General features: G+C 68.1%; 24 protein-coding genes. 13 read left to right on the top strand and 11 right to left on the bottom strand.

Going from position 1 to position 20,640, the window contains the following annotated elements; all coding sequences use genetic code 11:
• Positions 1 to 150 precede the first annotated feature (150 nt).
• The 3 genes from sucC to AJAP_RS16715 are packed head-to-tail and all read left to right on the top strand — an operon-like array spanning position 151 to position 2,676.
• Entirely contained in the window at positions 151 to 1,314 is a 1,164-nt protein-coding gene (gene sucC, locus AJAP_RS16725; RefSeq protein WP_038512612.1) for an ADP-forming succinate--CoA ligase subunit beta, read from the top strand.
• 1 nt (position 1,315) lies between these two features.
• The gene (gene sucD, locus AJAP_RS16720) at positions 1,316 to 2,194 is read left to right on the top strand and encodes a succinate--CoA ligase subunit alpha (protein ID WP_038512609.1); all 879 of its coding nucleotides are present in this window, start codon (positions 1,316 to 1,318) and stop codon (positions 2,192 to 2,194) included.
• A complete protein-coding gene (locus AJAP_RS16715) occupies positions 2,191 to 2,676 on the top strand; it encodes a beta-class carbonic anhydrase (RefSeq protein ID WP_038512605.1) in 486 nt (161 codons plus the stop codon). Before sucD ends, AJAP_RS16715 begins: the two co-directional genes overlap by 4 nt.
• Here the strand turns inward: AJAP_RS16715 and fdhD are convergent.
• Both fdhD and AJAP_RS16705 read right to left on the bottom strand, forming a co-directional pair.
• Entirely contained in the window at positions 2,673 to 3,506 is an 834-nt protein-coding gene (fdhD, locus tag AJAP_RS16710) for a formate dehydrogenase accessory sulfurtransferase FdhD (protein WP_084098196.1), read from the bottom strand. The genes AJAP_RS16715 and fdhD overlap by 4 nt on opposite strands.
• Positions 3,506 to 4,837, bottom strand: a complete 1,332-nt coding sequence (locus AJAP_RS16705) for an OFA family MFS transporter (protein ID WP_038512603.1) — start codon at positions 4,835 to 4,837, stop codon at positions 3,506 to 3,508. The genes fdhD and AJAP_RS16705 overlap by 1 nt, the downstream gene beginning before the upstream one ends.
• A 109-nt stretch (positions 4,838 to 4,946) precedes the next feature.
• Here AJAP_RS16705 and AJAP_RS16700 point away from each other — a divergent pair, with 109 nt between their 5' ends.
• Positions 4,947 to 6,101, top strand: coding sequence for an epoxide hydrolase family protein (locus AJAP_RS16700; RefSeq protein WP_038512600.1), 1,155 nt, complete (start codon positions 4,947 to 4,949; stop codon positions 6,099 to 6,101).
• A gap of 43 nt (positions 6,102 to 6,144) precedes the next feature.
• Positions 6,145 to 6,960, top strand: coding sequence for a MerR family transcriptional regulator (locus AJAP_RS16695; RefSeq protein WP_038512597.1), 816 nt, complete (start codon positions 6,145 to 6,147; stop codon positions 6,958 to 6,960).
• A gap of 516 nt (positions 6,961 to 7,476) precedes the next feature.
• Here AJAP_RS16695 and AJAP_RS16690 read toward each other — a convergent pair.
• Positions 7,477 to 8,250 (bottom strand): alpha/beta fold hydrolase, encoded by a 774-nt coding sequence (locus AJAP_RS16690; protein ID WP_038523230.1) that lies wholly within the window; start codon positions 8,248 to 8,250, stop codon positions 7,477 to 7,479.
• 51 nt (positions 8,251 to 8,301) lie between these two features.
• On the opposite strand from AJAP_RS16690, the gene AJAP_RS16685 reads away from it, so the two are divergent.
• Together AJAP_RS16685 and AJAP_RS16680 are read left to right on the top strand one after the other, a co-directional pair.
• Positions 8,302 to 8,868: a GNAT family N-acetyltransferase gene (locus tag AJAP_RS16685; RefSeq protein ID WP_038512595.1), complete on the top strand. Its 567-nt coding sequence runs from the start codon at positions 8,302 to 8,304 to the stop codon at positions 8,866 to 8,868.
• Entirely contained in the window at positions 8,865 to 9,491 is a 627-nt protein-coding gene (locus tag AJAP_RS16680) for a LysE family translocator (protein ID WP_037338861.1), read from the top strand. The genes AJAP_RS16685 and AJAP_RS16680 overlap by 4 nt, the downstream gene beginning before the upstream one ends.
• A gap of 22 nt (positions 9,492 to 9,513) precedes the next feature.
• On the opposite strand, the gene AJAP_RS16675 is transcribed toward AJAP_RS16680, so the two are convergent.
• Positions 9,514 to 10,572, bottom strand: coding sequence for a cobalamin-independent methionine synthase II family protein (locus AJAP_RS16675; RefSeq protein ID WP_038512591.1), 1,059 nt, complete (start codon positions 10,570 to 10,572; stop codon positions 9,514 to 9,516).
• A 255-nt stretch (positions 10,573 to 10,827) separates the two neighbouring features.
• Between AJAP_RS16675 and AJAP_RS16670 the strand changes: the two genes are divergently transcribed.
• The 6 genes from AJAP_RS16670 (at position 10,828) to AJAP_RS16650 (ending at position 15,135) form a co-directional block, all read left to right on the top strand.
• Positions 10,828 to 11,094, top strand: coding sequence for a DUF3040 domain-containing protein (locus tag AJAP_RS16670; protein ID WP_038512588.1), 267 nt, complete (start codon positions 10,828 to 10,830; stop codon positions 11,092 to 11,094).
• A 61-nt stretch (positions 11,095 to 11,155) separates the two neighbouring features.
• Complete coding sequence (locus AJAP_RS16665) at positions 11,156 to 11,581, top strand: YciI family protein (protein WP_038512586.1); 426 nt, start codon at positions 11,156 to 11,158, stop codon at positions 11,579 to 11,581.
• Between the two features lie 9 nt (positions 11,582 to 11,590).
• Complete coding sequence (locus AJAP_RS16660) at positions 11,591 to 12,643, top strand: DNA polymerase IV (RefSeq protein ID WP_038512583.1); 1,053 nt, start codon at positions 11,591 to 11,593, stop codon at positions 12,641 to 12,643.
• A gap of 244 nt (positions 12,644 to 12,887) precedes the next feature.
• The gene (ahcY, locus tag AJAP_RS16655) at positions 12,888 to 14,363 is read left to right on the top strand and encodes an adenosylhomocysteinase (protein WP_038512580.1); all 1,476 of its coding nucleotides are present in this window, start codon (positions 12,888 to 12,890) and stop codon (positions 14,361 to 14,363) included.
• A gap of 245 nt (positions 14,364 to 14,608) precedes the next feature.
• Entirely contained in the window at positions 14,609 to 14,764 is a 156-nt protein-coding gene (locus AJAP_RS44370; protein WP_007034891.1) for a DUF6131 family protein, read from the top strand.
• Between the two features lie 149 nt (positions 14,765 to 14,913).
• Positions 14,914 to 15,135, top strand: coding sequence for a DUF2795 domain-containing protein (locus AJAP_RS16650; RefSeq protein ID WP_037340145.1), 222 nt, complete (start codon positions 14,914 to 14,916; stop codon positions 15,133 to 15,135).
• Positions 15,136 to 15,305: 170 nt separating this feature from the next.
• Here the strand turns inward: AJAP_RS16650 and AJAP_RS16645 are convergent, their stop codons facing one another.
• The 7 genes from AJAP_RS16645 to AJAP_RS16615 form a co-directional block, all read right to left on the bottom strand.
• On the bottom strand, positions 15,306 to 15,518 hold the full coding sequence (locus AJAP_RS16645; protein ID WP_084098194.1) for a hypothetical protein: 213 nt from the start codon (positions 15,516 to 15,518) through the stop codon (positions 15,306 to 15,308).
• Between the two features lie 133 nt (positions 15,519 to 15,651).
• Positions 15,652 to 16,506 carry a non-homologous end joining protein Ku gene (gene ku, locus AJAP_RS16640; RefSeq protein ID WP_016334728.1) on the bottom strand — a complete coding sequence of 285 codons (855 nt, stop codon included), beginning with the start codon at positions 16,504 to 16,506 and terminating at the stop codon, positions 15,652 to 15,654.
• 118 nt (positions 16,507 to 16,624) lie between these two features.
• Positions 16,625 to 17,851, bottom strand: a complete 1,227-nt coding sequence (locus AJAP_RS16635; protein ID WP_016334729.1) for a styrene monooxygenase/indole monooxygenase family protein — start codon at positions 17,849 to 17,851, stop codon at positions 16,625 to 16,627.
• 24 nt (positions 17,852 to 17,875) lie between these two features.
• Positions 17,876 to 18,493, bottom strand: coding sequence for a GTP-binding protein (locus AJAP_RS16630; RefSeq protein WP_037338873.1), 618 nt, complete (start codon positions 18,491 to 18,493; stop codon positions 17,876 to 17,878).
• On the bottom strand, positions 18,468 to 18,851 hold the full coding sequence (locus AJAP_RS16625) for a DUF742 domain-containing protein (RefSeq protein ID WP_016334731.1): 384 nt from the start codon (positions 18,849 to 18,851) through the stop codon (positions 18,468 to 18,470). Before AJAP_RS16625 ends, AJAP_RS16630 begins: the two co-directional genes overlap by 26 nt.
• Before the next feature lie 19 nt (positions 18,852 to 18,870).
• On the bottom strand, positions 18,871 to 19,305 hold the full coding sequence (locus AJAP_RS16620; protein ID WP_005159022.1) for a roadblock/LC7 domain-containing protein: 435 nt from the start codon (positions 19,303 to 19,305) through the stop codon (positions 18,871 to 18,873).
• Positions 19,302 to 20,528 carry a sensor histidine kinase gene (locus AJAP_RS16615; protein ID WP_038512576.1) on the bottom strand — a complete coding sequence of 409 codons (1,227 nt, stop codon included), beginning with the start codon at positions 20,526 to 20,528 and terminating at the stop codon, positions 19,302 to 19,304. Before AJAP_RS16615 ends, AJAP_RS16620 begins: the two co-directional genes overlap by 4 nt.
• Positions 20,529 to 20,640 lie beyond the last annotated feature (112 nt).

The raw sequence follows: 20,640 nt of genomic DNA, 5'->3' as shown, positions 1-20,640 counted from the left end.
TCGAAGCCCCTGGTCGCGGCAGACTGTAGATTGCATACCGTATGAGGTAGGCATATAGTTACTCTTCGAACGCTCCGGTGTCCAGGGCCGCAAGCAGGTTTTCCCGGCCGCCCCCGGGGCTCGTCCTCTTCCGCGGAGAAAGGACTTCACGTGGACCTTTTCGAGCACGAGGCACGGGATCTCTTCGAGCGGCACGGCGTCCCGGTCCCCCGGGGAAAGGTCGCCACCACACCGGAATCCGCGAGGGCGGTCGCCGCCGAACTGGGTGGATCCGTCGTGGTCAAGGCACAGGTGAAGACCGGCGGACGCGGTAAAGCCGGCGGTGTGAAAGTCGTCCACTCCCCCGACGACGCCGAACAGGCCGCCGAGGACATCCTCGGCATGGACATCACGGGACACCTCGTCCACCAGGTGCTCGTCACCGAAGCCAGCGCGATCGCCGAGGAGTACTACCTCTCCTTCCTGCTCGACCGGGCCGCCCGGACCTTCCTCGCGATGGCGTCGGCCGAAGGCGGGATGGACATCGAGACGGTCGCGGCCACGAAACCCGGGGCGCTGGCCCGGATCCCCGTCGATCCGCTGACCGGTGTGGACACCGCCCTGGCGAACCGGATCGTCAAAGCCGCCGGGCTGCCCACCGCCGCCGCGGACGCGGTGTGTGCACTGTGGACGGTCTTCACCGAGGAAGACGCCACGCTCGTCGAGGTCAACCCGCTCGTGCTGACCACGGACGGGACGGTCGTCGCGGTCGACGGGAAGGTCACCCTCGACGCCAACGCCGCGTTCCGGCAGCCGTCCCACGCCGGGTTCGTCGATTCGCCGGACGAGAACCCGCTCGAACGCAGGGCCAGGGAGGCCGGGCTCAACTACGTCAAACTGGACGGCGACATCGGCGTGATCGGCAACGGCGCCGGCCTGGTGATGTCCACTTTGGACGTCGTGGCCGCGGCCGCGGCGGAAGCGGGCGCCCGAGGGCCCGCGAACTTCCTCGACATCGGCGGCGGCGCGTCGGCCGAGATCATGGCGGCCGGGCTCGGCGTCATCCTGGACGACGAACAGGTGCGCAGCGTCTTCGTCAACGTCTTCGGCGGGATCACCGCTTGCGACGCCGTCGCCGCCGGGATCGTCCGCGCGCTCGCCCTGCTAGGCGACCGCGCGGCCAAACCGCTCGTGGTGCGGCTCGACGGCAACAACGTCGCCGAAGGCAGGCGGATCCTCGTCGAGGCAGCGCATCCCCTGGTGACCCTGGTGGACACGATGGACGACGCCGCTTCCGCGGTGGCGAAACTGGCGGCCGCGGAACCGGAGGCGTGAGATGGCGATCTTCCTCGACGAGCACAGCAAGGTCGTCGTCGCGGGCATGACCGGCGCCGAAGGGCGCAAGCACACCGCGCGCATGCTGGCCGCGGGTACGAACGTCGTCGGCGGGATCAACCCGCGCAAAGCCGGACAGGACGTCCTGCTCTCCGGGCGCGCTCTGCCGGTGTTCGGCAGTACCGCCGAGGCCGTCGCGGCGACCGGCGCGGACGTCTCGGTGCTCTTCGTCCCGCCGCCCGCGGTGAAGGACGCCGTCATCGAGGCCGTCGACGCCTGCGTCGGGATGGCGGTCGTCATCACCGAAGGGGTTCCGGTGCACGACGCGGCCGCTTTCTGGGCACACGCGAAGGAAAGCCCGACACGGGTGATCGGGCCGAACTGCCCGGGTGTGATCAGCCCCGGCCGGTCCAACGCCGGCATCATCCCGGACGGGATCACGAAACCCGGCAGGATCGGGCTGGTCTCGAAATCCGGCACGCTGACCTATCAGTTGATGCACGAACTGCGCGAACACGGGTTTTCGACCTGCGTCGGCATCGGCGGCGACCCGATCATCGGCACCACGCACATCGACGTCGTCGAGGCGTTCGAAAAGGACTCCGAGACCGACGTGATCGTGCTCATCGGCGAGATCGGCGGCGACGCCGAGGAACGGGCCGCCGAGTACATCCGGGCGAGGGTGAGCAAACCCGTCGTCGGCTACATCGCCGGATTCACCGCGCCGGCGGGCAAGACGATGGGACACGCCGGCGCGATCGTGTCCGGGACCGGCGGAACGGCCGAAGCGAAGAAGAAGGCGCTGGAGGCGGCCGGGATCCAGGTCGGCCGCACGCCGAGCGAGACCGCGGCGATCGTCCGGGAAACCCTCCTCCGGTGAGCGAGATCGACGCGCTGCTGGTGAACGCGCGCGCCTACAAGGAAACCGTGGGCGACGCAACGAGGCGGCCGCGGCGGCGGATCGCCGTCGTGGCCTGCATGGACGCGCGGATCAGCGTGTACCGGCTGCTCGGGCTCCGCGAGGGCGAGGCACACGTCATCCGGAACGCGGGCGGCGCGGTGACCGAGGACGCGATCCGGTCCCTGACCGTGAGCCAGCGTCTGCTCGGCACCCGCGAGATCGTGCTCATCCACCATCACGACTGCGGGATGCGGATGTTCACCGACACCGATTTCGCCCGCCAGATCGAGGCGAGCACGGGGATCCGGCCGCCGTGGGCGGCGGAGACGTTCACCGACTCCGCTCAGGACGTCCGGCAGTGCATCGCACGGCTTCGGACGTCGCCGTTCCTGCTCCACACCGCGTCGGTACGCGGGTTCGTGTACGACGAGCGGACGGGGAAGCTCTCCGAAGTTTCCTAGGCGATGGACAAGCCGAGGCGATCCGGGCGGCTGTAGACGTTCATCGACGTGCCCCGCAGGAACCCCACCAACGTCAGGCCCATCTCCGCGGCGAGGTCCACGGCCAGCGACGACGGCGCGGAAACCGCCGCCAGCACCGGGATCCCGGCCATGACCGCCTTCTGCACCAGCTCGAACGACGCCCGTCCGCTGACCATCAGCACCGTCCCGGACAGCGGGAGCCTCCCCTGGCGTGCCGCCCAGCCGACCACCTTGTCGACGGCGTTGTGCCTGCCGACGTCTTCCCGCAGGCACAGCAGCTCCCCGGTCGCGCTGAACAGACCCGCCGCGTGGAGCCCGCCGGTGCGGTCGAAGACCAGTTGCGCGGCGCGGAGTCGATCCGGCAGTTCGGCCACTGTGGACGGTGAGATCACCAGAGCGTCGCCGTCCACCGGCCAGGTCGCGGTCGTCCGCACGGCATCGAGGCTCGCCTTGCCGCAGAGTCCACACGACGACGTGGTGTAGAAGTTGCGCTCCAAGGAGGCGTCGGGTGGAGCGACGCCGTCGGCGAGGACGACGTCCAGCACGTTGTAGGTGTTGGACCCGTCGGCCGTCGCGCCCGCGCAGTACCGGATCGACCGGATGTCATCGCTCGACCGTGAAACCCCTTCGCCCACCAGGAAACCGGCCGCGAGATCGAAGTCGTGACCGGGAGTGCGCATCGTGATCGTCAAGGGTTTGCCGCCGACGCGGATCTCCAGCGGTTCTTCGACGGTCAGCGTGTCCGGTCGGGCACCGGGCACGCCCTCCACGACGCGGACCACCCGCCGCCTGCTCGTCACCCGACCCATCAGCGGATCGCGGGCAGCAGTGATTTCGGCCGTCCCGGCTGGGAAAGCCGTCCGCCGAGCAGAGCACCGAGAACGCTCAGCGCGCCCGCGACGGCGAACGCGCCGAGATAGCCGTGGGTGGACACGACGAACGCGGCGAGGCCGACTCCGAGCAGTGCCCCGACGGCTTTGGCGGAGTACAGCACCCCGAAGTTCTGCAGCGCGGACTCCTCGCCGAAGTAGTCGCGGACCAGGGACACCAGCAGCGAGTAGCAACTCCCGTTGCCGAGCCCCGCCAACGCGGCACCGGCGACAAGCCCCACGGCGTTGTGGCCCGCGTAGAGCAGGACGAACTGGGCGATCCCGCCCGTGGCCAAGGCCAGGCGCAGGATCCGGCGGCGGCCGAGCCGGTCGGAGAGTCCGCCGAGCAGGACCCGTCCGGCGCCGGTCACCCCGGCGAGCACCGCGAGCGCGACGGCGGCCAGTACCGGCCCGCCTCCTTGCGCCGCGACGAACGTCGCGAGATAAGCGACGTCGAAGAGCAGGACCGCGGCGGCCAGCACGACGATGAGGTACATCGCCACCGCGGTCGGGCACCGGAGCACCTCCGACGGCCGGTACTCGCGCAGGGCGGGCCGGTTGACCGCGACGCCGCGATTGCGCACCTTGTCGGCCGCCCACACGCGCGGATCCGGGTGTTCCGGCCACCATCGGGGCGGCGGATCACGCAGCAGCACCGCGGTGCTCGCGATCATCATCAGCACGGCCACCGCGACGACGTCCAGGAGCGGCCGCCGAGTGGCCTCCGTCAGCCAGAAACCCCCGGCCAGCACGAAAACCACGCTCCCATAGGCGAAAGCCCCGCTGACGGCGCCGACCCTGGCCGGGACGCGATCGGGGAACCAGTTCATCACCGTGCCGACGCAGGTCGCGTAGACGACGCCTGTCCCGATCCCGCCGAGCACCGAGTAGCCGATGAACATCGTGAGCAGAGTGCTCGCGTGCCCCAAGGTGAACATGCCGGTGGAACAGAGCACCCCGCCGATGATCACCGCCACCGCGGGCGGGAACATCCCGCGCTCACGCAGCCTGGCGACCGGATACACCACGCACGCCTGGCACACCGTCCAGAGCGCGAAGGACACGACCACTTCCGGGAACGTCCATCCGTAGGTGGCCATCAGGACCGGCGCGACGACACCGAAGCCGTACTGCTGGATCCCGGCGGCGAACATCGCGGTCCAGCTCAGCCACGACATCCACGACCGCGGCTTGCCGAGCAGGTCCACGTCGCTTTCGCCGACGCGATACCGGCGGCCGTAGTGGTCTCGCAGAATTCGAGGATCGGGCATGGGTCCCACCCCGCTCACGGCAGATTGTATACAGTATGTAGTTTGGTTATAGCACTCGCCCCGCCGGAAGTCCACGAATTGTCGGACCCCCTCGTTAGCGTCGGCCGTCATGGACACCACGCCCTTCCGAGCCCGGATCCCGGAGGCCGATCTCGAAGACCTCCGCGGCCGGCTCCGTCGCGCCCGCTGGCCCGAGGAGGAGACCGTCGACGACTGGTCACAAGGCGTTCCCGCCGCTTACCTGCGCGAATTGTGCTCGTACTGGGCCGATTCGTACGACTGGCGAGCCGCGGAGTCCAGACTCAACGCGTTCCCCCAGTTCCGAGCCGAGATCGACGGGCTCGGCATCCACTACCTGCACGTCCGCTCCCCGCATCCCGGCGCGCTGCCGCTGATCCTCACCCATGGCTGGCCGGGTTCGGTCTTCGAGTTCCTCGACGTGCTCGGCCCGCTCACCGATCCGGTCGCCCACGGCGGGGACGCGGCGGACGCCTTCCACGTCGTCGTCCCGTCGCTGCCCGGGTACGGCTTCAGCGACAAACCCGCCCGCGCCGGCTGGTCGATCCAGCGCATCGCCGACGCGTGGATCCACCTCATGGACGGTCTGGGCTACGAGCGCTTCGGCGCCCAGGGTGGCGATTGGGGCACCAGCATCACCACGCTCATGGGGCGGAAGGCGCCCGAGCGGCTGGCGGGAATCCACCTCTCCCCGCCGCTGGCCGCGCCGGATCCGGCGACGTTCGGCGAACTGACCGAGTCGGAACGGAAATCGCTCGACGACCTCGAAGGCGCCAAGGCGGACGGTTCTGGTTACGCGATCCAGCAGGCGACGAGGCCGCAGACGATCGGTTACGCCCTGGCCGACTCGCCGGTCGCGTTGTGCGCGTGGATCGTCGAGAAGTTCCAGGCGTGGACCGATTGCGACGGCCATCCGGAGAACGCGCTGAGCCGGGACGCGATGCTCGACGACATCACGCTGTACTGGCTGACCGGCACCGGCGCCTCGTCCGCCCGCCTGTACTGGGAGAGTTTCGCCGAGGTGTCGGGCTGGTTCTCCGAATCCACTGTGGACACGATCGCCGTGCCGACGGGCTGTTCGGTCTTCCCGCGCGAGATCCCGCGTCCGTCCCGCCGGTGGGCCGAACGCCGGTTCACAGACATCCGGTACTGGAACGAACCGGACCGGGGCGGCCACTTCGGGGCGTTCGAGCAGCCCGGCGTCTTCACCGAGGAGGTGCGTTCGTTCTTCCGGCTCGTGCGGTGACCGTTGACTGTGACACCGTGTCAGGCTGTCTGGTGGGAGGACCATGTTCGGTATCGGAGACTTCGCCAAGCACGGCCGGGTGTCGGTCCGGATGCTGCGTCACTACGACGCCATCGGGCTGCTGCGGCCCGCCCACGTCGACCCGTTCAGCGGCTACCGGTCCTACACCGGCGAGCAGCTGGCCAGGCTCAACCGGGTGATCGCGCTCAAGGACCTCGGCTTCACGCTCACCCAGGTGCAGGAGATCCTCGACGCGGAGATCGGCGTCGACGAGTTGCGCGGAATGCTGCGGCTGCGGCGTGCCGAACTCGAAGCGGCCATCGCGGCCGACGAGGCCCGGCTCAAGGCCGTCGAAGCGAGGCTCCGGTCGATCGAAAGCGAGGGAACCATGCCTTCCGAAGACGTCGTCGTCAAAAGCCTGCCCGCGGTGCGCGTCGCCGAGCTCACCGGGACGGCGGGCGGATACGTGAACGAGGAGATCGGGCCCGTCGTGCAAGGGCTCTACAAGCAACTGTTCGGTGCGCTCGGCCCGATCACGCCGTCCGGACCGCTCATCGCCTACTACGAGGACGACCCCGACGGCGAACGGGTGCTGATCCACGCCGCCGTCCCGATCTCGGCCGAAACCGACGGCACCGAAGGCTTCTCGACCGTCCGCCTCGCCGAAGTCGCGACCGCGGCGACGATCCTGCACCGCGGCTCGATGGAGACCGTGCTTTCCAGCTACCAGGCGCTGGCGAAATGGGTCGACGCGCACGGTTACCGCGCGAACGGCCCGGCGCGGGAGTTCTACCTCGAGTGCCCGGACGACGGGGACCAGTGGGTCACCGAGCTGCAGCAGCCGATCACCAAGGCCTGACCAGGTCGTGGAGTGCCCGCGCCTCGTGAGTGGCAAGGACGGTTGGGTCAGGAGTCGTCCATGATCACCCGTGTCGTCCACGCACGACCGCTGGGTGCCGGCCTTGACCGGGTTGCGAAAGCCACTTTCGCAACGTTGAAGGTTGCGAAAGTGGCTTTCGCAACGTCGGCCGTGGCCGGGCCCATACCTCCCTGGCGATCGTGTCGCGAAAGCCACTTTCGCGACGTCTGATGTCCCGAAAGTGGCTTTCGCGACACACCTCCCGAACCCTCACGAACCGAAGCGTGGGACCGACACAGCCGGAAGCCGGTAGGCGGCCAAGACACCCTCGGTTATTGAGCGGTAAGGCAAAGGGGTCGGTGGTGGGTGAAGGCTCCCTTCACCGCGTCTAACGCGGTGAAGGGAGCCTTCACCCCGGTCACTCGCTCGCGCCGACGACTTCGCCGCTGGCGCCCGTGTCGCGAAAGAGCGCGGTGACCCCCTACGCCACATTTGACTTACCCCTCAAGCGAACCGTCACGAGGCCGCGAGGAAATCGGTCACCGCGGCCCGGAATTCACCAGGCGCCTCAAGCCAAGGCACGTGCCCGACCCCGTCGAACCGCACCCGGGTCACCGAAGGCAACGCCTGCTCCAGCGAGTCGACGGCCCACCGTGGCCGGGTGTCCGCCATCCCGTCCACGATCAGCGTCGGCACCCGCAGCGACCGGCAGGCCGCGACGAGTTCCGCCTCCGGCACCGTCCGCATCTCCTCGCTCAGCGCCGCGTTCGCCTCGTAGTTGACCGGAAACCAAGGCGTGGCCATCGCTTCGGCGTGGCGCTCGCCGTCGGTCACGAAATCGGCGGTCCATTGCCGTACCGCGCGTTCGCGGCCTTCCCCGCGGAGCTCCTCCCCCAGCACCCGCTCGAAGTTCCGTTTGAACTCCGCGTGCCATTCGTGCCCGAGGCCAACACCCGACACGTAGACGAGCGCGCTCACTCGTTCCGGATGTGCGAGCGCGTACAGGAGGGCGAGGTGCGCACCCCACGAATGCCCGAGGACCGGGACGCGATCCAGGCCATGCCATTCCCGGACGGCGTCAACGTCGGCGACCATCCGTTCGAGTGTGTACGGGCCGCGTGCTTCCGAACGCCCGGCACCACGCTGATCCCATCGGATCAACCGGAATCGCGGACCGAGGTCGAGGGTGCCGAACATGTCCCACAGGCCGGGCCCGCCGTGGCAGCACAGGATCGGCTCACCCCGGCCGGTCGCCGAGGTCCACAGTTCACATCCGTCGTCGGTGATCACCACGGGATTATCCGATGGGCGACGGCGCCTTGATTGGCTATCTTCCGCGGCATGACGACCTACACGCCACCGCAGCGGGCGGCCACCCTCGCCGACGCGCCCGCCATCTCGGCGCTGATGCGGGCCTCGGTGCTGGAGTTGTTCCCCCGGTTCTACGACGAGCGGCAGACCCTCAGCGCGGCCGAACATATCGCGAGCCTCGATCTGCGGTTGATCGAAGACGGCACCTACTTCGTCCACGAGGCCGACGGCGAGATCGTCGCCTGCGGGGGTTGGAGCAGGCGCAACAGAACGCACGCCGGCGCGGGCGACGCGGCGGACGACGACCGCCCTCTCGATCCGGCCATCGAACCGGCGCGGGTGCGCGCCATGTTCGTCCGCGCCGACTGGACCCGGCGCGGGCTCGGGCGCGCGATCCTCGAGTCCTGCCGTCTCGCGGCGAAGGCAGAGGGCTTCAGCTCGCTCACCCTGACGGCGACGCTGCCCGGCGTCCCGCTGTACCTCGCGTTCGGCTTCACCGAGGTCGAACGGGTGACGGTGACGACGCCCGACGGCGTGGACGTGCCGGGCGCCGTGATGGCCAGGGACATCGACGAGCCGGATAGCATCGAAGCATGATTTCCGGGGCCACCGCACTCTCGTTCGTCTTGATCTGCCTGCTCGGGGCGATGGCGCCGGGCCCGGATTTCCTGGTGGTGACCCGCAGCGCGATCCTCGGCGGGCGCAAGGCCGGCATCTCCGCCGGACTCGGCATCGCGCTCGGCGTCTTCGTCTGGGTGGTCGCGATCGCGCTCGGGGTCGCGGCGATCCTCACCGCTTCGGCGATCGCGTTCACCGTGGTGAAACTGATCGGCGCCGCGTATCTGATCTTTCTCGGCGTCAAGGCGTGGCTGGCGGTGCGCCGCGGCGACTACAGCGAACTCAAGGACAAGGTCGCACCGGTCATCGCGCCCAAGGAGGCGTTCCGGCAGGGACTGCTCACCAACCTGCTCAACCCGAAGGTCGCGATGTTCTTCCTCGCGCTCATCCCCCAGTTCCTCCCGCATTCGGCCTCGACCGCGCAGACCCTGCAGCTCGCCGTGCTGGCCACCACCGTGGCCGTCGTCTGGACGTTCGTCCTCGCGACGCTGGTCGGTTCGCTGCGGCGATTCTTCAGCTCCGGCCGCGTCCGGCGCATGATGGACGCGGTGATGGGCACCTTCCTGGTCGGACTCGGCATCCGGGTCGCGGTCCAGAACTGACGAAGGCGCCCATCACCCGGCGTCAGAGCGCTTCGGCGGCGAGACGCGTCCCTTCGACGCGGGCGGCGATCTTGGCGAACGCGATGTCCCGCGACGTCGAGGTGTCGTCGGCGAACGGGGAGAACCCACAGTCGTCACAGGTGCCCAGCCGCTCCGGCGGGAGGTATCGCGCCGCCTGCAGAACCCTGTCCCGGACCTCCTCGGCGGTTTCGACCCGCGGGTCGATCGGGTCGGTCACGCCGACGAAGACCCGCTGGTCCGGCCCCGCATGCTCGGCGATCACGCGCAACGCCCGTTCGGGATCCGCCTCACTGGCGAGCTGGACGTAGACGTTGCCGACCTTCAGCTGGAACAGCGTCGGCAGCAGTCCTGCGTAATCGACATCGAGGCTGTGCACGGAGTCCTGGTCTCCACCGGGACAGGTGTGCACGCCGATCTTCTTCCGCTCCTCGTCGGAGAAGCGGTCCAGAACCGCGTTGTTCAAGTCCACAAAGGACTGGAGCAGGCCGCCCGACGGATCGAGCTTCAGCGACAACCTGGCCTCGGTGAAGTCGATCTGCACGCTGTCCGCGCCCGCGTCGAGACTGCGGCGGATATCGGCCTCCGCTTCGTTCACCAGGTCGGCGATGAACTGTTCTTTGTCATATCCCGCCAATTCCTCACCGGGATAGACGAGACTGATCGCCGAAGCCGCGATCACCGCCTGCTTCACCGGTTTGGTCGCATACTTCTTCGCCTCACGCAGATAAGAGTCGGCGTAGGCCTGATAGCGGAACGGTCCGGCGGTGAGCCTCGGGAGCTGCCGGGTGTGCCCGTCGGCGAACGGGATCACGACACCGTCCGGAGCCAGCGAAGTCAGGCCCGCCAAGGGATACGTGGCGAAGCTCGGCTTGCCCTGTTCTCCGTCGGTGATGACCGGGGAGCCGGTCTCCTCCAGGCGCTTGATGGTGTCCACGAGAGCTTTTTCGTGCAACTCGCCGAGTCCGTCGGCGTCGAGCCGCCCTGCCGCGTGCTCGCCGAGCGCCTCGACGAGATAGCCGGGCCGGGGAATGCTGCCGATCGGTTCGGTGGGGATGGTCATCGCTCAGGTCCTCCCAGATGGCGCAAGCGCGGCCACCCTGGCCACAGGCGCAGAAGCTACCGAGATCTCCCTTCCGTGACGATCTTTTCCCGTGCCGAAACCCCTAATGGCGCAACCATTCGATCGAAATCGACCTTGCTTTCGCCCGTGCGTATAGGTCGTTATACGAACGAGAGTGAAATTCGATGCTTATCCAGCCTCGCTCCTGGGTATTCCGTCGTTGTCGACGGCCGGGGCGCGCCGAAGGAGAAACCGATGCTGAGCCATCACGATCGGCAAGAGCTGGAGAAGATCGAGCGCTGGTTCGAGCTCACCGAACCGGCGCTGGCCGCCCGGCTCCGCGCAGGCAGGCCCGCCCGGCCCCCACTCCTCCGGCTCGCCGTCCTCCTGAGCCTCGACATCACCGCGAGCCTGTTGATGCTGCTCGGCTTGATGCTGAACAGCCCGGCCCTACTGCTGACCGGGATGATCACCGTGACCACGGCGGTGATCGTCCATCTGTCCCGGTTCGGGCGCGACTGATCGTCTTCCCCACCGCCGGTAGAGTCCGGGCGAAACGTCCGGTTCACTGGGAGGAAGACGTATGCGGTTCATGATCATCATCAAGTCGGACGAAGATTCCGAAGCCGGGAAGATGCCGCCGATGGAGGCCTTGACCGCCATGGCGAAGTTCAACCAGGAGATGCTCGACGCCGGAGTACTGGTGGGCGGCGAAGGGCTGCAGGAGAGTTCGAAGGGCGCGCGGGTCACGCTCAGCGCTGCCGGGGCGACCGTCACCGACGGCCCGTTCACCGAGGCCAAGGAACTCGTCGGCGGCTTCTGGATCGTCGATGTCCCGTCGCGCGCCGAAGCGATCGAGTGGGCGAAGCGCTGCCCCACTCCCCCGACCGGCGACACCGTGCTCGAGGTCCGCAAGATCCTCGAAGCCGAGGATTTCGGTGAGAACTTCACGCCCGAACTGCAGGAGAACGAGCAGCGGATGCGCGACGAGATCGCGGAACGGGCCTAAGGTCGGCTCATGGCCGGCCGGGAGTGGGTGCTTCACGTCGACCTCGACCAGTTCATCGCCGCGGTCGAGGTCTCCCGGCGGCCTGAGCTGCGCGGTAAGCCCGTGGTCGTCGGCGGCACGGGCGATCCGTCCGAACGGGCCGTGGTGGCGACGGCGTCATACGAGGCGCGGGAGTTCGGCATCCGGTCCGGGATGCCGTTGCGAACCGCCGCGAAACGCTGCCCCGACGCGATCTTTCTCGCCACGGACGCGCCCGCGTACCAGGAAGTCTCCGATCGCGTGATGGCGACACTGCGGGAATTCCCGGTGGTCGTCGAAGTGCTCGGCTGGGACGAAGCGTTCCTCGGCGTCACCACCGCCGATCCCGAAGCGCTCGCCGCCGACATCCGGCGGGAGGTGGCCGACGAGACCGGGCTCTCCTGTTCGGTCGGCATCGGGGACAACAAGCTGCGCGCCAAACTCGCCACCGGCTTCGCCAAACCGGCGGGGATCTTCCGTCTCGTCCAGGACAACTGGTGGGAGGTCATGGCCGAAGAGCCGACGGACGCGCTCTGGGGCATCGGCAGCAAGACCACGAAGAAGCTCGCCGAGGCCGGCTATCACACCGTGCTGGAACTGGCGGGCGCCGATCCGGCGGACCTCGCGGCCCGGTTCGGCCCGAAGCTCGGCCCGTGGTACCGCATCCTCGCCGGCGGGCTCGGCGACGCCGAGGTCACCGCGACGCCCTATGTCGCACGGTCCCGTAGCCGCGAGACGACTTTTCAGCAGAACATCACCGATCCCGAAGTGATGTCCGCGGAGATCGCCGCGCTGGCGAAACGGGTCTCAGAAGACGTCGCCGAGGAAGGCAGGCCCGCCGCCAGGGTCGCGGTCAAGGTCCGGTTCGCGCCGTTCCAGACCCATACGCACAGCATGACCCTGCCCGCGCGAACCTCGGATCCCGCCGAGATCGAGAAGGCGGCGCTGGCCGTCCTCGGCATGTTCGACCTCGGCAGGCCGGTCCGGCTGCTGGGCGTGCGCGCCGAATTCCTCTCGGCTGCGGAGCGATCCGCGTCGCCTTGACAGCGCTCGCGGCGCTTTGCCATTCTGGTTCCGGGTCGAGAGGCGCTGCGACGGAATTCTTCCGCCACGCTCGGCCCGCCGCGACAGACGTAAGGGCGCCTCCCACTGTGGAGGTGCCTTTCTTGCGTCAGAACCCTTTTCCGGCCTTCGAGGCCGTGCGCTGAACCCCCGTACTGACACCGTCTTTCCCGCCACCGGCGAGAAGGACCGCTCCGCCCTGCCTTCCTCGATGAATGGAGAACCAGTGAGCCCCACCCTGTCCAAGGTCAACGGGATCGAATTCGCCGTCGCCGACCTTTCCCTCGCCGAGGCCGGCCGCAAGCAGCTGCGCCTCGCCGAGGTCGAGATGCCCGGCTTGATGGCGCTGCGCCGCGAATACGCCGACTCGCAGCCGCTGAAGGGCGCCCGGGTCGCCGGTTCGCTGCACATGACCGTCCAGACCGCCGTGCTGATCGAGACGCTCGTCGCATTGGGCGCCGAGGTGCGCTGGGTGTCCTGCAACATCTTCTCCACGCAGGACGAGGCCGCCGCGGCCGTCGTCGTCGGCCCGGAAGGCACCGTCGAGAACCCCTCGGGCTCCTCGGTGTTCGCGTGGAAGGGCGAGACGCTCGCCGAATACTGGTGGTGCACCGACCAGCTCTTCGACTTCGGTGACGGCCGCGTCCCGAACATGGTCCTTGACGACGGCGGCGACGCGACCCTGCTGATCCACAAGGGCGTCGAGTTCGAGGCGGCGGGCGCCGTCCCGCAGGCGACCGAGGAGGACGGCGAAGAGTACGGCCTCGTCCTGGAGACCCTGCGCGAGAGCCTCGGCCGCGACACCGGCCGGTTCACCCGTATCGCCAAGGAGGTCCGCGGGGTCACCGAGGAGACCACCAACGGCGTCAAGCGGCTCTACAAGCTCGCCAAGGAAGGCGAGCTGCTCTTCCCGGCGATGAACGTGAACGACTCGGTGACGAAGTCGAAGTTCGACAACAAGTACGGCATCCGCCACTCGCTCATCGACGGTCTCAACCGCGGCACCGACGTGATGATCGCGGGCAAGGTCGCGGTCGTCTGCGGCTACGGCGACGTCGGCAAGGGCGCGGTGGAATCGCTGCGCGGCCAGGGCGCCCGTGTGGTCGTCACCGAGATCGACCCGATCTGCGCGCTGCAGGCGGCGATGGAGGGCCTCGACGTCGTGGAACTCGACGACGTCGTCGAGCGCGGCGACATCTTCATCACCACCACCGGCAACTTCGACATCATCATGGCCGACCAGATGGCCAAGATGAAGCACAACGCGATCGTCGCGAACGTCGGCCACTTCGACAACGAGATCGACATGGCGGGCCTCGCGAAGATCCCGGGCATCCAGAAGATCGAGGTCAAGCCGCAGGTGCACGAGTGGGTCTTCCCCGCGACGGCGGACCGCGAGGCGCACTCGATCATCGTGCTCTCCGAGGGCAGGCTGATGAACCTCGGGAACGCGACCGGCCACCCGAGCTTCGTGATGTCGAACTCCTTCACCAACCAGACGATCGCGCAGATCGAGCTGTTCACGAAGCCCGGCGAGTACGCCACCGACGTCCACGTGCTGCCGAAGCACCTCGACGAGAAGGTGGCCCGCCTGCATCTGGACGCGCTGGGTGTCCGGCTGACCAAGCTGACCAAGCGCCAGGCCGAGTACATCGGCGTGGACGTCGAGGGTCCGTACAAGCTGGACCACTACCGGTACTGAGTGCTTCACGCCACAGCGGCCCTTGCTCGCTGAAGTACATGAAGGCCCCCTTCCTTGCGTCTAGCGCAAGGAAGGGGGCCTTCATGTACTCGGGCAGGCGCGGGGGCACTTGAAGCCGTTAGGCCGAATGCGTGAAAACTTCGGCCGGATGGACCTGTTTCTCGCGATTTCGGGGCGGGAATCCCTTGCGTAGCCACACCCCGGCAGCACTCGGGCCGGGCGACTACGAAGGAGAAGGTGTTCCCGTGATCATTCTCGGCGTCATCCTGATTGTCGTCGGTGTCATCGCCAGCATTCCCGTCCTGTACTCGATCGGGATCGCGCTGGCGGTCATCGGCATCATCCTGGCCGTTCTCGGGAACACCGGGAAGGCCATCGGCGGTCGCGCCCACTGGTACTGAGCACCGAACCGAAACCGGTACCGAGCCCCCCGGTGCCGGCGCTGAAACAGCCCGGGCACCCGGCGTTCCCCTCACGCCGGGTGCCCGGGCTGTTTCCGTCCTCCGTCGGCCGGGTATCCGCACCGGACAAGGAGAAGGAGGGAGAGCCGATGGCAGGAACAGACCCGCGCCCGTACTTGACGGAGGCGCGTTATCCGTGCGGACGCGACGAACTCCTGCGGGCCGCCGCCGCGGCTGGCGCGGGCGACGAGGTGCTCGGCCCACTGGGTGCCCTTCCCGCGCGTGACTACGCGGACGGAGACGGGGTCTGGGACGCGGTGTGCGCCTGCGACGGCGCTTCGATCCACGACACCGCGAAGGAAGCACCGTGACATGAACCCGTGACATGAAGGGGTCCCCCGGCTCCGAGGGGGAGGGAGAGCCGGAGGACCCCGTCATAGTTAACACATTCCCGGCCGCGATGTACACGAACGCCTACACCTTCGAGTGGCAATCGGTCTCGATCACCCGAATCGGGCCGGATTGGTGTATTGGCCGCCGGTCAAGAAGCCCGCAGCAGCGCCTGGGCCGAAACCTCCGCGCACGAGCAGCCACCGTCGACGTCGAAGCAGTCGATCGTCAGCGTGTGCCGCGCGAAGTCGAAGTCGACGCAGCCGTCTTCGCTGCATTCGGTGAAGCCACCGTCGAGGTGGACCACCAGGGTGCCGTGGCAGTGGTCGAGTCCGACGGCGCAGAACGCGCACTCCATGCTCATACCGCCTCCCGCGCTCAGGAAAGTTCTCCTCGATTGCCTTACTACCACCGAGGGACGACAGATCCTGGCATACGCGCGGCGTGTCGCGGCACCCGGCGGGGTGACACCGGGCACAACAGTCCACAAAGGAGGGTCAGGCACTCTTCGGGGTTCGCTTGCCGGACGCGGGTTTCTTCGCCGCGGTGGCCTTCTTGGCCGTCGACGGCTTCCGGCTCTTCTTCGCCTCGCTCACACTGGCCTGCAAGGCCTCCATGAGGTCGACGACGTCGGCCTTCGCGCCGACGGCCTTCGGCTTGGTCGTCTCGTTCCCCGCGGCCTTGGCCTCGATCATGGCCTCCAGCGCCTCACGGTAGGAGTCCGTGTACTTGTCCTGTTCGAACACCGGCTCCGACAGCGAGTCGATCAGCGAGCCCGCCATCGTCAGTTCCTGCGGCCGCACCTGCGGCGGATCGTCGTGCAGGAAACCGAAATCCGGGACGCGGACCTCGTCGGGCCACAACATCGTCGTCATCGTCAGGACGTCGCTGTGCACCCGCAGGATCGCGAGCGTCTCCCGCTGCCGGATGGCGACCTTCGCGACCGCCACGTGGCTCGCCTTCTGCAGCGCGTCACGCAGGACCACGTACGGTTTGACGGCGTTCTTCTGCGGTTCGAGGTAGTAGGTCTTGTCGAACTGGATCGGGTCGATGGACTCCAGCGGCACGAACTCGAGCACGTCGATCGCCCGCGACGACGCCAGCGGCAGTTCGGACATGTCCTCGTCGGTGAGCACGACCATCTCGCCGTCGGGCAGTTCGTACCCCTTGGCGATCTCGGCGTAGGGCACTTCCTCGCCGTCGATCGTGCAGAACCGCTTGTACTGGATTCGGCCGCCGTCGGCCTCGTGCACCTGGCGCAACGAGACGTTCTTGTTCTCCGTGGCCGCGTAGAGCTGGATCGGGATGCTCACCAGCCCGAAGGACACCGAGCCCTTCCACATCGAACGCATCGAGCCGCACCTCCGCTGCCGTCACCGACCGTACTCACGCACGGTGACAACGGTAGCCCGAAACGGCGCACCGCGACAGTCCCGCACACTCGGACGCGGGACTGTCGCACTACCGGAATCAGGCCTCGGCCAGGTACTTCTCCGCCTTCGCGGGATCGAGGAACCAGTGCTGGAAGTCGGTCGGATCGGAGAACCCGTTCGCGAACCGCTTCGCCACGGCGGGGTTCTCCCCCGCCGCGCCGATGATCTGGAGCACGTGCGGGGGCGGCGGCTGCAGCATCGCGTTCGTCCAGGTCGTGACGTGCTGGGCGTACTCCCAGTACTTCTCGAACGACGCGGTCATCCACTCCTCGTCGAACGGCTTGTCCCCGCGTTCGAGGATCGAGTCCAGATAGGACGCCGCGCAGTGACTCGCGTTGTTGGAGCCCTGGCCGGTGATCGGGTCGTTGGCCACCACGACGTCGGCCATGCCGAGCACCGCGGTCCCCGAGCCCAGCTTGCCGACCGCGTTCCGCACGACCGGCGTGTACCCGCCCGCCAGCGTCGCCTTGTCGTCGGTCAGCACGGCATTCCGCGAACGCTCGTACTCCCACGGGAGGAACTGCTTCATCAGCGACAGGATCCGGTCGAGATGCTGCTGGGGCGTCGGCCTGTCGTCCCAGCAGTCGAGCGGGCCGCCGGGAATCCCTTCGAAGAACAGGATGTCGCAGTTCCCGCTCAGCGTGTACGCGGGGATCATGAACAGTTCACCCACACCGGGGATGATGTTGAACCGCACCGCCGCCTTGTCCGGGTGCTCGGGCCGGCGCTCCAGCCCGTGGACGTACGCGAGCGAAAGCGCGCGCTGGGGTTCGGTGTACGGCGAACGCTCCGGGATCCGGTCGAACAGCTGGACCAGTTCGCCCTTGCCCGCCGCGATGACCACCAGGTCGTACAGCTTCGCCAGCGGAGCCAGATCCGAGGTGGTGACGCCGTGGATGACGACCTTGCCGCCGCGGTCCTCCACCAGTTCCAGCCAGGCCGCCATCTTCACCCGCTGGTCGACAGACTGCGCGTAGTGCTCCAGCGGCCCGAACCAGTCCAGCACCCGGCTGGAGTCCGGGCCGGCGATGGAAACGCCGAGTCCCTCGACCTTGACGGTCTCGTCCTCCCACAGGTTCAGCTTGTGGTCCCGCTCGTGCTGCAAAGCCGAATGGAACATGCACTGGGTCGACATCACCTTGCCGGAGCGGATCTCGTCCGGCGTCCGCGCCGACATCACCGTGACGTCGTAGTCGTGGGACAGCAGGCTCAAGGCCAGCTGCAACCCTGACTGCCCGGCACCGACGATCAGAACCTTGCGCATCCTCTGCGTTCCTCCCAGAACCGTTCAGCCAAGTGAGGCAAATTCCCGCCCTGGCCCGGAGACCACGGCGAGGGACAACGTGTGCGACACCAGTTCCTGCAGCGTCGCGACCGCCGACTTCGGGTCGCGGGCGTCGCAGGTGACCAGCGGGATGTCCGGGGAGAGCGCCAGCGCGTCGCGGACCTCTTCGAGGTCGTGCACCGGCATCCCCTCGAACTGGTTGACCGCGACGATGAACGGCAGCTCCGAATCGTTCTCGAAGTAGTTGATCGCGGCGAACGACTGGTCGATCCGGCTGGTGTCGACCAGCACGACGGCACCGAGCGCGCCGCGCGAAAGGTCGTCCCAGAGGAACCAGAACCGGGCCTGGCCGGGTGTGCCGAACAGGTACAGGAGCAGGTCTTCACGCAGGGTGATCCGGCCGAAGTCCATCGCGACCGTGGTGGTGGATTTGGTTCCGGGTGGCACCAGCTCGTCGACCCCGGCCCCGGCCTCGGTCATCCAGGCTTCGTTGCTCAGGGGCGGGACCTCGGAGACGGAGCCGACGAACGTCGTCTTGCCCACGCCGAATCCACCGGCGACCACGATCTTGGCGGAGATCGCCAGCAGATCGGCGTCAGACCGGGAGGCGCTTGAGTCCATCGAGGATCCTCTCGAGCACGTTCGTATCGTGGTTGTAGGCGTGGGCCGTCGGGTGCACGAAGACGGCGCCCTGGGTGGCGAGGTCGCCGATGAGCACCCGGACCACACCCAGTGGCAGATCCAGTCCCACCGAAAGCTCGGCGATCGACGAGCGTTCGCGGGCGCGCTCGTACAGCGAGCGCGATTCGGGCATCAGCGCCTCGGCCAGCGACGGGTCGTAACGCGGGACCGAGATCAGGGTCTCCACCAGCAGCAGCTGGCTGCTCTTGGTCCGGCCGCCGGTCAGCGCGTACGGCCGGATTCTGCGGCTGCGCATCTTGACGGGCCGGTCCGGAGATTGGTCGCTGGACACGGTCATCCCTTCCTTCTCCGGATTCTCAGGCCTGCGGCCGTCGGGCGGTCAGGACCTGCCGGAGCCCCGCTCGCACCTCGGGGGTGAGGGCGTGACCGGCGTTGGTGATGAACTGGGTCATCTCGTAGGCGACGACCTTCATGTCGCAGTCCGGTTCGGTGAGCACCGCGAGCCCCGCTTCGGCACCGATCCCCATGAACAGGAAGTACCCGCGGGTCAGCCGGATGATGATCTGCTCGCAGTTGCCCTTGCCGAACAGCGCGGCGCTGTTGCCCGCGAGGCTGAGCAGGCCGCTCGCGATGGCGGCGAGCTGCTCGGCGTCGTCACTGGACACCGATTCCGACGCGGTCAAAGGGAAACCGTCGACGGACATGATCAGCGCGTGGCTGGCGCCGTGCACCTTGCGCACGAAGTCGTCGAGCAGCCACGTGAAATCCGTGGTCGCGTCCTGGGCGGTCACTGGGTGTTTCCTCCGGTCTCACGCTCGTGCCGGTCGTCGAGAGCGGCACGCTCGCCGTCGGTGAAGGCATCGAGGTCGGCCAGCAGCGCCTCGTGCCCGTCCGCCGCGTCGGCGGGCGGGGTGGTCGGCGGGGCCGGTTCGTCGGGCAAAGTCCTGATACTGCGGGAAACCCGGCGCGGAAGACCGCTGGCCGTGGTGCCGCCGTCGGCGGGCGGCTGGAAGGCCGAGCGCGGACGCGGGCTGGGCTTCCGTTCGGGTTCCGGCTCCACCGAGGGGGCCGGGCGGCGCCTCGGCAGCCCGGACGGCGTCGCGACCGGCCCGCCCACGGGCGCGCCGTTGGTGATCCTGGCCTGCGGCAGCACGACGGTCTGCGAACCGGACCACTGCTTCTCGGCCAGTTCCGAGACCACCGGGACCGGCAGCAGCACGGTGGCGACCGTGCCGTGCGGGGTGCGGCGGTCGAGTTTGACGGTGATCTCGTGGCGGTCGGCGAGCCTGCCGACGACCGCGAGTCCCATATGCCGCACGGAATCGTCGTCGAGCACCGGGCCGGCCGCGAGCCGCTCGTTCAGCACCGCGAGCCGGTCCGGCGGCATGCCGATGCCCTCGTCCTCGATCCGGATCAGCACGCTCCCCTGTTCGGTGAGATGCGCGCTGACGCTGACCGGAGAACTCGGCGACGACTGGTTCGCCGCGTTGTCGAACAGTTCCGCGAGGATCCGGCTGACGTCCTCGGCGGCGAAGCCGACGACACCGAGCGAAACGACGCGGCCGATCGTGATCCGCGAGTAGTGGTCGATCGACGACATCGCCGCCCGCATCACGTCGAGCACGGAAGAGATCCCGGCGGTCGTGTCGTCGGCGTCCCGGCCGGCGAGCACGCGCAGGTTCTCCGCGTTGCGCCGCAACCGGGTGGCCAGGTGGTCGAGCCGGTAGAGCTCGGCGAGGCGGTCGGAGTTCTCCTCCCCCGCCTCCATCGTCTCCAGCTGCGCGAGCAGCTGGTCGAGCAGATTGAGGTCGCGCAACGCGACGTTGGAGCAGACACCCGCGAGCGCGCCGGCGTCCGGCGCTTCCACGGCAGGCCGCTGCTCCACTTCCGGTTCGACCGGTGGAGCCGACGGAGCGTGCCGGGGCGGTGCGGCGAGGAACTGCGCCGCGGCGACCCTGGAACGGTCCAGAAGAACCCGTGAGCGGTCAAGCAAGCCTCGAGCCCGCGTCACCATGTGCTTCCACTTCTTTCTCTTCGCATACCCGGACCCGTGTCGCACTCCCCAGCACAACGACGGCCATGCAAGCAGAAGTCACTATCCGTGTCCACAGTCGGTTTCCGTTCAA

Source organism: Amycolatopsis japonica, assembly GCF_000732925.1.
Lineage (GTDB): Bacteria > Actinomycetota > Actinomycetes > Mycobacteriales > Pseudonocardiaceae > Amycolatopsis > Amycolatopsis japonica.
Note: the sequence above shows the minus strand (reverse complement) of the source record. Positions and strands in the feature narration are given on the sequence as shown.

Coding starts and splice junctions, on each gene's coding strand:
- sucD (WP_038512609.1), top strand. CDS start 1,316: ATGGCGATCTTCCTCGACGAGCACAGCAAGGTCGTCGTCGCGGGCATG.
- fdhD (WP_084098196.1), bottom strand. CDS start 3,506: ATGGGTCGGGTGACGAGCAGGCGGCGGGTGGTCCGCGTCGTGGAGGGC.
- AJAP_RS16705 (WP_038512603.1), bottom strand. CDS start 4,837: ATGCCCGATCCTCGAATTCTGCGAGACCACTACGGCCGCCGGTATCGC.
- AJAP_RS16700 (WP_038512600.1), top strand. CDS start 4,947: ATGGACACCACGCCCTTCCGAGCCCGGATCCCGGAGGCCGATCTCGAA.
- AJAP_RS16695 (WP_038512597.1), top strand. CDS start 6,145: ATGTTCGGTATCGGAGACTTCGCCAAGCACGGCCGGGTGTCGGTCCGG.
- AJAP_RS16685 (WP_038512595.1), top strand. CDS start 8,302: ATGACGACCTACACGCCACCGCAGCGGGCGGCCACCCTCGCCGACGCG.
- AJAP_RS16680 (WP_037338861.1), top strand. CDS start 8,865: ATGATTTCCGGGGCCACCGCACTCTCGTTCGTCTTGATCTGCCTGCTC.
- AJAP_RS16675 (WP_038512591.1), bottom strand. CDS start 10,572: ATGACCATCCCCACCGAACCGATCGGCAGCATTCCCCGGCCCGGCTAT.
- AJAP_RS16670 (WP_038512588.1), top strand. CDS start 10,828: ATGCTGAGCCATCACGATCGGCAAGAGCTGGAGAAGATCGAGCGCTGG.
- AJAP_RS16665 (WP_038512586.1), top strand. CDS start 11,156: ATGCGGTTCATGATCATCATCAAGTCGGACGAAGATTCCGAAGCCGGG.
- AJAP_RS16660 (WP_038512583.1), top strand. CDS start 11,591: ATGGCCGGCCGGGAGTGGGTGCTTCACGTCGACCTCGACCAGTTCATC.
- AJAP_RS16650 (WP_037340145.1), top strand. CDS start 14,914: ATGGCAGGAACAGACCCGCGCCCGTACTTGACGGAGGCGCGTTATCCG.
- AJAP_RS16645 (WP_084098194.1), bottom strand. CDS start 15,518: ATGAGCATGGAGTGCGCGTTCTGCGCCGTCGGACTCGACCACTGCCAC.
- ku (WP_016334728.1), bottom strand. CDS start 16,506: ATGCGTTCGATGTGGAAGGGCTCGGTGTCCTTCGGGCTGGTGAGCATC.
- AJAP_RS16635 (WP_016334729.1), bottom strand. CDS start 17,851: ATGCGCAAGGTTCTGATCGTCGGTGCCGGGCAGTCAGGGTTGCAGCTG.
- AJAP_RS16630 (WP_037338873.1), bottom strand. CDS start 18,493: ATGGACTCAAGCGCCTCCCGGTCTGACGCCGATCTGCTGGCGATCTCC.
- AJAP_RS16625 (WP_016334731.1), bottom strand. CDS start 18,851: ATGACCGTGTCCAGCGACCAATCTCCGGACCGGCCCGTCAAGATGCGC.
- AJAP_RS16615 (WP_038512576.1), bottom strand. CDS start 20,528: ATGGTGACGCGGGCTCGAGGCTTGCTTGACCGCTCACGGGTTCTTCTG.